This is a genomic window from Desulfurellaceae bacterium (genome assembly GCA_021296095.1).
Taxonomy (GTDB): domain Bacteria; phylum Desulfobacterota; class Binatia; order Bin18; family Bin18; genus JAAXHF01.
The window spans coordinates 1-9,288 of sequence record JAGWBB010000101.1 but is presented as its reverse complement, the minus strand read 5'-3'; the positions used below and the strand labels follow the sequence as shown (position 1 = coordinate 9,288).

General features: G+C 64.2%; 14 protein-coding genes. 13 read left to right on the top strand and 1 reads right to left on the bottom strand.

Features of this window, described 5'->3' with window-relative positions; genetic code table 11:
• The 5 genes from J4F42_19020 to J4F42_19000 all read left to right on the top strand — a co-directional run.
• Positions 1-504: hypothetical protein (locus J4F42_19020; protein ID MCE2487610.1), on the top strand; the 504-nt coding region annotated here is incomplete at its 5' end.
• Between the two features lie 4 nt (positions 505-508).
• Entirely contained in the window at positions 509-1,078 is a 570-nt protein-coding gene (locus J4F42_19015) for an alpha/beta fold hydrolase (GenBank protein ID MCE2487609.1), read from the top strand.
• 290 nt (positions 1,079-1,368) lie between these two features.
• Positions 1,369-2,112 (top strand): NAD-dependent deacylase, encoded by a 744-nt coding sequence (locus J4F42_19010; protein ID MCE2487608.1) that lies wholly within the window; start codon positions 1,369-1,371, stop codon positions 2,110-2,112.
• A 10-nt stretch (positions 2,113-2,122) separates the two neighbouring features.
• Positions 2,123-3,289, top strand: coding sequence for a thiolase family protein (locus tag J4F42_19005; GenBank protein ID MCE2487607.1), 1,167 nt, complete (start codon positions 2,123-2,125; stop codon positions 3,287-3,289).
• A 9-nt stretch (positions 3,290-3,298) separates the two neighbouring features.
• On the top strand, positions 3,299-3,715 hold the full coding sequence (locus tag J4F42_19000; protein MCE2487606.1) for a Zn-ribbon domain-containing OB-fold protein: 417 nt from the start codon (positions 3,299-3,301) through the stop codon (positions 3,713-3,715).
• Here J4F42_19000 and J4F42_18995 read toward each other — a convergent pair.
• Positions 3,712-3,933: a hypothetical protein gene (locus J4F42_18995; GenBank protein ID MCE2487605.1), complete on the bottom strand. Its 222-nt coding sequence runs from the start codon at positions 3,931-3,933 to the stop codon at positions 3,712-3,714. The two genes, J4F42_19000 and J4F42_18995, sit on opposite strands and share 4 nt — an antisense overlap.
• A gap of 73 nt (positions 3,934-4,006) precedes the next feature.
• Between J4F42_18995 and J4F42_18990 the strand changes: the two genes are divergently transcribed.
• The 8 genes from J4F42_18990 to J4F42_18955 form a co-directional block, all read left to right on the top strand.
• Positions 4,007-4,210, top strand: a complete 204-nt coding sequence (locus tag J4F42_18990; GenBank protein MCE2487604.1) for a redoxin domain-containing protein — start codon at positions 4,007-4,009, stop codon at positions 4,208-4,210.
• 27 nt (positions 4,211-4,237) lie between these two features.
• A complete protein-coding gene (locus J4F42_18985) occupies positions 4,238-4,516 on the top strand; it encodes a redoxin domain-containing protein (protein ID MCE2487603.1) in 279 nt (92 codons plus the stop codon).
• A 65-nt stretch (positions 4,517-4,581) separates the two neighbouring features.
• Complete coding sequence (locus J4F42_18980; protein MCE2487602.1) at positions 4,582-5,289, top strand: PDZ domain-containing protein; 708 nt, start codon at positions 4,582-4,584, stop codon at positions 5,287-5,289.
• Between the two features lie 68 nt (positions 5,290-5,357).
• The gene (locus J4F42_18975; protein ID MCE2487601.1) at positions 5,358-5,528 is read left to right on the top strand and encodes a hypothetical protein; all 171 of its coding nucleotides are present in this window, start codon (positions 5,358-5,360) and stop codon (positions 5,526-5,528) included.
• Between the two features lie 27 nt (positions 5,529-5,555).
• Positions 5,556-6,683, top strand: a complete 1,128-nt coding sequence (gene ispG, locus J4F42_18970; GenBank protein MCE2487600.1) for a (E)-4-hydroxy-3-methylbut-2-enyl-diphosphate synthase — start codon at positions 5,556-5,558, stop codon at positions 6,681-6,683.
• A 36-nt stretch (positions 6,684-6,719) separates the two neighbouring features.
• The gene (locus J4F42_18965) at positions 6,720-6,941 is read left to right on the top strand and encodes a hypothetical protein (protein ID MCE2487599.1); all 222 of its coding nucleotides are present in this window, start codon (positions 6,720-6,722) and stop codon (positions 6,939-6,941) included.
• Between the two features lie 308 nt (positions 6,942-7,249).
• Positions 7,250-7,840, top strand: coding sequence for a hypothetical protein (locus tag J4F42_18960; GenBank protein MCE2487598.1), 591 nt, complete (start codon positions 7,250-7,252; stop codon positions 7,838-7,840).
• Between the two features lie 20 nt (positions 7,841-7,860).
• A partial coding sequence (locus J4F42_18955; GenBank protein MCE2487597.1) for a TM0106 family RecB-like putative nuclease occupies positions 7,861-9,288 on the top strand: 1,428 nt, incomplete at its 3' end.

The window sequence follows — 9,288 nt, the reverse complement described above, 5'->3', positions numbered from 1 at the left end:
CAGGGGCTGTACTTCGGCGGGGGCTATCCCGAGCTGCACGCCGCCCGGCTCGCGGCCAACGTTTCCCTGCGTGGGGAGGTTCGGGATTTTATCGAAGACCGGGGTGTGGTGTACGCCGAGTGTGGGGGGCTGATGTACCTGGCCGACGCTATTCGAGACGGGCAGGGGAGGCGCTTTCCCATGGTCGGCATCTATCCGACCACGGTGCGCGTGCTGCCGCGGCTAAGCGCCCTGGGTTACGTCGAGGTGAGCCTTGAGGCGGGCCACGGCCTCTTTCCGGCCGGCACGGTCAGAGGCCACGAGTTCCATTATTCGGAGCTTGAGGAGCCCGACTTGTGCCGTGACCCGATACGCGCCGTGTATGCGGTCCGCAAACGCCCCGGCGACAGCCCGCGCCCGGAGGGCTATGCCTACAAGCGCTGCCTGGCCAGCTATATCCACCTTCACTTCGGCAGTCAGCCGGCCTGCGCCGCAGGTCTGGTCAGGGCTGCCGAACAGGGCTGAGGCCATGACGCCGACGCGCCACTTCATTCGGCTCGGTCGCCTCAGCGTCCACTATCTGGCCTGGGGCCAGTTGGGCCGGCCGCCGCTGATCCTGCTCCACGGCGGAGCTGCCCACGCCCACTGGTGGGATCATATTGCACCCGTCCTCAGCCACCGCTACCGGGTGCTGGCGCCCGACCTGCGCGGCCACGGCGACACGGACTGGGCCGGCCCGGGAGCGTACGAAATCGACGACTATGTCGCCGACCTGCACGGCCTGATCACCGCCCTGGATCCGGACAGGCCGGTCCTGCTGGGTCACTCGCTGGGCGGTTTTATCGCCCTGGCCTATACCCTCACCCGGACACCACGGCCGCGGGCCCTGATCGTTGTCGAACAGCCGTTTCATGCGCCTGGTGCGGGCGCTACCCGCCCCGAGCTACCGGGACGAAGACGAGTTGCTGAGGCGGTTTCGCCTGCTGCCGACCGACAGCCGCCCCCAGCCCGAGCTGTTCCGGGCGATTGCCAGGCACAGCGTCCGTCCCGCGCCGGACGGGCGGCTCAGGCTGAAGAGCGACCGGGCGGCACTGCGTAGGGCGCCCGTCGATCTCGGCCCGCGCTTGTCCGAACTCGGCTGTCCATGCCTGTTTGTCCGCGGCCAGAACAGCACCACGCTGTCGGCCCGCGGCCTGGCTGAGCTGCGTGCCGGCTGCCCGGACGCCGCTGTGGCAGACATCCCCGGCGCCGGCCATCACGTCTTCCTGGACCAGCCCGAGGCTTTTGTGGCGGTCGTACAAAAATTCCTTGACGAAAGACTCAGGACATGAGCAGATCAGCATGGCGGCCGGCCCGCATGACGAATCCGGCCCGGCGGAGGACACGACTATGCAGGAGCGGATTGAACGCGCGGCCCAGGCCATTCGCACGTCCCGCAAGACGATCGCCCTGACCGGCGCGGGCATTTCGGCCGAGAGCGGGATTCCGACCTTTCGCGATCCGGGCGGCTTGTGGGACCGTTACGATCCCGAGGAGTACGCCACGATTGACGCCTTTCGGCGTGACCCGGGCAAAGTCTGGCAGATGATGCGCGACTTTACCGAGTTGAAAACGGCCCAGCCCAACCCGGGGCATTACGCCCTGGCCCAGCTGGAACAGGTGGGGCTGCTGGGCTGCATCATCACCCAGAATGTCGATAATCTGCACCAGGCCGGCGGCAGCCAGGACGTGATTGAGTTTCACGGCAATATGCGCCAAGTGGTGTGCCAGCGCTGCGATACCAGCCTGCCCCTGACCGAGGTGTCGCTCGAGAGTCTGCCCCCGTACTGTGCGTGTGGCGGCGTGTTCAAGCCGGCCGGCGTGTTTTTCGGCGAGCCGATTCCCCCCCACGCCCTGTCCCGCTCCTACCAGGAGGCCCACAGCTGCGAGCTGATGCTGGTGATCGGCACCTCGGCGGTGGTGTATCCTGCTGCGGCCATGCCCGGCGTGGCCAAGGAAGCCGGAGCACGGGTCATTGAGATCAATCCCGAGCCGACCGACTTGACGGACGCCACGGCCGATTTCATCATCCAGGACAAGGCCGGGCTTGTGCTGCCGCAGATTGTAGCCCGCATCAAAGCCCTGGCGTCATAGGAGGACACGCATGAGTCTGAAAGGAAAAGCGGCCATTACTGGCTTTGCTGAGATGACCCCCCAAAAGGGCGGCGGCGGGAAAACGCCGCTGGGGATTATTGGGGAAGTGGCGCGGGATGCGATTGCCGACGCGGGTCTGAAAAAGCAGGACATCGACGGCCTGCTGACAGGCATGGCGATTGGCGATTACAGCGTGCTGTGGCCGTCGGTCATTTCCGAATACCTGCAATTCCACCCCCGCTATTTCGATCTGGTCGAGTTGGGCGGAGCGTCGGCCACCGGCATGTTCTGGCGGGCGGCCGCAGCCATTGAAGCCGGCATGTGTGACAACGTGTTGTGCGTCCTGGGCGATTCGTGGACCAGCAAGACGATGAGCGTGGGCAAACCCCCGCCGTTCCCGCGCCTGGACGCCGAGTTTGACGCGCCCTACGGCCTGATCGCGGCCAATCCGGGCTATGCCCTGATTGCCCAGCGCCACATGCACGAGTTCGGCACCACGTCCGAGCAGCTGGCCAAGGTCGCCGTCGATCAGCGCAAAAACGCCTGCCGCAACCCTGCGGCTCTGTTTGGCAACAAGGAGATCGGCGTTGAGGACGTGCTCAACTCGCGCATGATCGTCGATCCGCTGCATCTGCTGGAGATCGTCAGTCCGTGCACCGGCGGCGGGGCGTTCATCGTCACCAGCGCCGAGCGGGCCAAGGACAGCCCCCACACCCCGGTCTATCTGCTGGGAGCCGGCGAGGCGGGCGGCCACTGTAGCATCACGCGGGCCGAGAGCCTGACCACGTCCCTGGTCAAACCTGCGGCCGAGGCCGCCTTCGGCATGGCCGGGCTCACGCCCCAGGACATGGACTTTGTGCAGCCCTACGACTGTTACACGATCACGGTCCTGGTCACCCTGGAAGACGCCGGCTTTTGCCCTAAGGGCGAGGGAGGCCGCTTTGTTGAGGACCACGACTTGTCTTATCAGGGCGACTTCCCGTCCAATACTCACGGCGGTCAGCTGTCGTTCGGCCAGCCCGGTCTGGCCGGCGGCATGAGCCATCTGATTGAGGGCGTGCGCCAGCTGATGGGTCGGGGCGAGGCGCGCCAGGTCGAGACCGCCAGACTTGGCTATGTCAACGGCAACGGTGGCATCATGAGCGAGCAGTGCAGCGTGGTGATCGGCGTCAACTAGGAGGAGCCCATGCCAGACTATACCAAGCCCCTTCCCCGTCCGACCGTCTCCTCGCAGCCGTTCTGGGATGCCGCTAAACGCCACGAGCTTCAGATCCAGCGTTGCAAGAGCTGTGGCGCGGTGCTGTTCTACCCGCGCGAGGTGTGCTCCGAGTGTCTGTCCTCAGAGCTGGGCTGGATACGGGCGTCCGGCCGGGGCACGGTGTACTCCTACACCATCGCCCAGGCGCCGACCCATCCGGCTTTCCGCGAGGACGTGCCGTATGTGGTGGCGATTGTCGAGCTGGACGAAGGCCCGCGCCTGACGACCAATATCGTCGGCTGCGACCCTGCGGCAATGCGGATCGGCATGCCGGTCGTCGCCACCTATGATGACGTGACGCCGGACATGACGCTGGTCAAGTTTCGGCCGGCCGACTCGGTTTAGTCGGGCGGTTTGAGGCTGCGGATACGGCGAACAGGGGGATGACCAGGCGTGTCGTCGATAAAGGTCAGGTGGGCCGAATCGCAGGCCGGGCAGATGACCAGTGTGCCGTAGCGCTCGTCTTCGACCGTCGGCGGCCAGCGGCCGTCAGCGGGTTCCCCGTAGTTGCTCATGGTGTATAACTTTTCGGCGCACATCAGACAGTGCTGGGCTTTGGCCATGGTGTCCTCCTGAGCTAGGGCCGATCCTAGGGCGACGGCCGGGGCAAGTCCAGCCAGTGAGAAAGGATACTCTATGTACACAGGATTGCAGCTGGTGATCGGGGCGCTGCTGGCGCTGGCGCTGAGCGGCCAGGCCTGGGCTCAGGCCGAGGTCGGCAGCCCGGCTCCAGATTTTTGTTTGCCGTCCAGCGACGCCAGCCAGGTGTGCCTCAAGGACTTTCGGGACAAGGACAACGTCGTCCTGCTGTTCTATGTCCTCGACTTCACCTCCGGTTGAACCCTGCAACTATCCTCCGGTCAGGGGGTGGAGAAAACACTCAACGCAAAAGTCCTCGGCATCAGCACCAACCACGGTGCGTCCCAAAAAGTCTTTACCCAGCAGCTGAAGCTCGATTACCCTCTCCTGAGCGCCTTTGCCGCGCCCGAGGTGATTCGTGACTATACCGGCTGGCTGGACGAAGACAAACGGCTCGGCAACCGCGCCTATGTCATCATCGACAAACAGGGCATCGTCCGCTTCAAGAAAGTCGGGGCGATGGTACCGGTCGAAGGCCTCGAACAGGTCCTGGCCGGCCTTGACTAGCAACGGCTTGCATATTCTCCTGGCGCTGGAATAATGGGCCGTCCGCACGGGAAGGAGGGGGAGCGATGAAAATATACGCCTTCGGGCTCGCGCTTGCGCTGTGTGTCTGGCCCCTCGTCCCGCACGCCCAGGAGAGTCAGCCCAGCCCGGACACGGCCGAACCGGTCACGCTCGACGCCCCCCACACTCTCGAACAGGCTGTCGCCCAGCCAGCGGCGCCCGAGGCGTCCGGGGCTCCGTCTCAGGTCATACTCGGCCAGGCCACGGATCACGCCTCAGACCCGACCGAGCCCGCCCCTGACGCTCTGCCGCCAGACTTCTGGGCTGCCGCTGAAAGCGAGCAGCCGACCGAGCAGCGGACCTATCTGGGCGCCTTGTACGCGACGCCCGAACACGAGGGGCTGCAGGGCGTCCAAGTTCTGAGCGTCATCCCCGGCAGTCCGGCCGCCCGGGCCGGATTTATCGGCGCCAACACGCCTCAACAGCAGGGCACCAACTGGTTCAGGGTCGCCGTCCTGGCCCTGTCCATGTCGCCGGCCGGCGCCTTTGCCATTCCGCTGACCATCGCCCACCACGTGTACACAAACCGGCATGCGCCGGCTGACCTGCCCGGGGATTTGATCATTGCGATCAACGACACCCCTATCCCTGACGCCCAGGCTTTTTCCCGAGCCTTGGGCTCCTACGAACCAGGCGACCGGGTCACCTTCACCTTTATTCGGGCCGGAAAACCCATGCAGATCGCCGTCACCCTCGAGTCCGAGCCGTTCTGAGCCGGGCTCCCTATCTCGGCCTAGACGCCAGCCTCCTTTTCTGCCAAGCTGACCCGAAGGAGCGGGGCATGAAAACCTTTTATGAGCGATTTCTAGACGAGATTGAACGCAAACGGGAAGCCGGGGAGATCGACGAAGACAAAGCTCAGCGTTGGATTGCAGAGGTGCAGAGCCAACTGCAAGAGTACGCCAAAAAAAACCCGCAGGCGCCTATCGCCAAAATGCCGATCCTGCACTGATCGTGTGGGCTCAGACCAGGAAAGACCATGAAACAGACCTCCACCCGCGCCGTGCGGATCGGCCAGGCCGAACTTGGCTCCGGCGCCCCGCTCCTTGTCCAGAGCATGTGCGCGACCAAGACGACCGATATCGACGCCACGGTTGCCCAGGTCCATCAGTTGCAGCAGGCCGGGGCCGGTGTGGTCCGCATTGCGGTTGATAACCCCAAGGAGGCGGCCGCGCTCAAAGAGATCCGCGCCCAAACGACCGCCACCCTGTCGGTTGACCTCCAGGAGAACTACAAGGTCGCGCCTGCGGTCGCCCCGTATGTGGACAAGATCCGCTACAACCCCGGCCATCTGCACCATATTGAGAAGGCCAAAAGCATTCCCCAGAAGGTCGCCTGGCTGGTCGATATCGCCCGCGATAACGACGTGGCAATACGGGTGGGAGTGAACTGTGGCTCGGTCGCCCCGGCCTTTCTGGCCCAATATCCGGGCGATCAGATGGAGGCTCTGATTCAGTCCACGCTGTACCACTGCCGTTTGATGGAGGAGCTTGGCTTTGAGCGTTTTGTGGTGTCGCTCAAGGATTCGGACCCGGCCAAGGTGGTCGAGGCCAACACGCGTTTTGCTGCGGCGCGGCCCGATGTCCCGCTCCACCTCGGCGTAACCGAAGCCGGGCTGCCGCCCGACGGGATCATCAAGAGCCGCATCGCGTTTGAGAAGCTGCTGGCGCAGGGCATCGGCGATACCCTGCGCGTGTCCCTGACCCTGCCCAACGAGCGCAAGCACGAGGAAGTGACGGCAGGATTTCAGATCATCGACGATGTCAAAAACGGACGCTTTCGGTCGGTACCCGATCTGGACTCGGGGCTGAACATCATTTCGTGTCCGAGCTGCTCGCGGGTCGAGAACGAAAAGTTCGTCGAACTCGCCCAGCAGGTCAAAGCCATGACGGCCTACGCCAAACAGCACGATATCACCATCGCCGTCATGGGCTGCCGGGTGAACGGTCCGGGCGAGACGGATGACGCCGACCTGGGTCTGTGGTGTGGGCCGACAACGGTCAATCTCAAAAAGAAGAGTACCAAGCTCGGTCACTTCGGCTACGACATGGTGCTCGACCGTCTACGTCAAGAGCTTGACGCCCTGATTGCCGAGCAGGGGAGATAGCTGCTGCTCATCTGCCTGGAACAAGCGGGGTGAAGCATGGGAGCTGTAGCCCTTGAGGGCGTTGTCGAGAATGGAAAGATTCGTCTGCTGTCCTCAGTTCGTCTTCCGGAAAAAGCGAAGGTGTATATCCTGATCCCCGAGGCGGAGGTCCAGACTGGCGCATATACAGGCAGCCCACGTCTGGTGCATCCTGAGCAAGCTGCGGATTTCGAGAAGCAGGTTGTTGTCCTTGAGGCCGATCCAGATGCCGGCGTATGATGCCCGACTTTTTCACCCGCCTGCTCCACTGGCCCGGGTCACGCTGCGCAATCCAGAAACGGGGAAAACGGTACCAGAAGTGCCAATGCTGGTCGATTCTGGAGCCGATGTTACCCTGCTCCCCCAACAATCCCTCACTCCGCTCGGAATAAAGCTTGAGCCGGGAGCCGGCTATGAGGTAATGGGATTCGATGGGAAGAAAAGCCTCGTCCGGGTGGTGACTCTCGACTTCGTGTCATGTTCTCTTGACCCCGCGCCGCAGCGCATATAAGGCGAGACTGGACGTGTGAGCCAAGGAGAAGCGCGCTGTGAAAATCAATGTGGCCAAGGGCTATCATGCCCGGCTCCGCCAGCAGGCGCTCTACGCGCCCCTCCTGGTCGGCCTGACCGGGCGGCGCAAAACCGGGCTGGCCATGCGGGTGCGCGAGCTGTTCTCCTTCCGCCGTGAAGGGCTGCCGATCACCGTGCGTCTCGTCGGCTATCAGGGCCGGGAAGGGGTGTGGCTGGTTGCCGTGGCGGTGCGGATTGCGACCGACGCCGAGTCCCTGCTCGAAGGCATTGCCTATCTGAATCCGCGCCAGGCCGACGACTACCATCTGCTCCACAATCTGGCCCAGCAGGAGGGGTTTCCGCTGCTGTTTCTGAACGACAGCCTCAAGGTCGGGGTCGGCCAGGAAGTGGTCTGGTCGGTCCATAACCGCCAACAGGTCCGGGTCTTGTTGCACCAGCTCGACCATATCCTGCCCGAACTCCGCGAGGGCGGCGGGGCCGACGCCGACTTCAGCGCTATCCGCCAGGAGTTTCACGCCCGCCATTCCGTCCAATCCCTGCTGGCCGCCCAGCCCCACGTGACCGGAGTGAGCTTTGGCTCGTCCTTTCGGGGAGTCGTCCTGGAATAAGTGCGTCAGGACTACCGCTCATGCGCAAGGCTACGCATCGGTATCTGTACACCCCTTCCGACCTGCTCGAATTTCTGAGTTCGCCCTTTGCGACGTGGATGACGCGCAGGTGCCTCGACGACCCCGAGGCCGCTCAGCCGGATGCGGAGTCGGCCCAGCAGCTGAGCCTGGGCCGACACGGTCGCCGTCACGAGCAGGCCTTCCTCAAGCAGCTCCGAGACCAGGGCCGCCACGTCTATCGCGTCCCGTCCGGCGGGGATCGCGCGGCGCTCACCCGCAGCGCCATGCAGGCGGGGCACGAGGTGATTTTCCACGGCCTGCTGGACGAGGCTGATCGGCTTGGCGAAGCCGATTTCCTGATCCGGGTTGCAGCGCCGTCACGGCTGGGCGACTACGTCTACGAGCCGTGGGAGACCAAGCTGGCGCGGACGGTACGGCCCGAGTTTGTGATCCAGCTGTGCGCGTATGCCGACCTGCTCGAAGCGGTCCAGGGGCGGTGTCCCGAGCAGCTGCACTGTGTGACGGGCGACGGCCGGGCGCACACGTTTCGGACGGCCGACTACATCTATTACTACCGGTCGCTGAAAAGCGCCTTTGTCGCCTTCCTGGATGGCTTTGACCTCGATAGTCCTCCGCTGCCTAACCCCTGGGACGAGAACGGCCGCTGGCAGTCGCACGCCGAAGCGCTGCTCGAATCGAGCGATCACCTGTGCCGGGTGGCCAACATCAGCCAGACCCAGGTCGAGAAGTTGCACGCCGCAGGTGTCCAGACGCTGCGCGGCCTGGCCGAAACCGAGCGTCAGCACGTGGCGCGCCTGGATGACGCGGTGTTTGTCCGGCTACGGGATCAGGCCCGACTCCAGCTTGCGTCTGCCGGGACCGACAGACCAGCATATCAAATCGTGGAACCCGCGCCGGACGATCCGCGTAAGGGCCTGGCCCTGCTGCCACCCGAGTCTCCGCGTGAGGGCTATCCGCTGATGAAGGGCGGGCTGGAATACCTGTTCGGGGTGACCTGCCTCGAACACGGCGTCCCCCGCTTTGTCGACTGGTGGGCTCACGACGCCGCTCAGGAAAAGCGGGCCTTTGAGGGCTTTGTCGATTGGGTGTTCGCCCGCTGGCAGGCTGACCCGGCGCTGCACATCTACCATTACGCCAACTATGAAGTCGCTGTGGTGCGCCGCCTGATGGGCCGCTACGGAACCCGTGAGACCGAGGTCGATGAGCTGCTGCGACACAACGTGTTCGTCGATCTGTATACGGTTATCCGCCAGGGCCTGCGGGTTGGTGAGCCGCGCTACTCGCTCAAAAATATCGAGTCTCTGTACCGCGATACCCGCCGAACCGGTCCGGTCAGCACCGCGTTTGATTCGGTCGTGGCCTACGAAGACTGGCTGGCCAGCGGACAGCCCCAGGACTGGCGCGCCTCGCCCGTGCTGCAACAGATT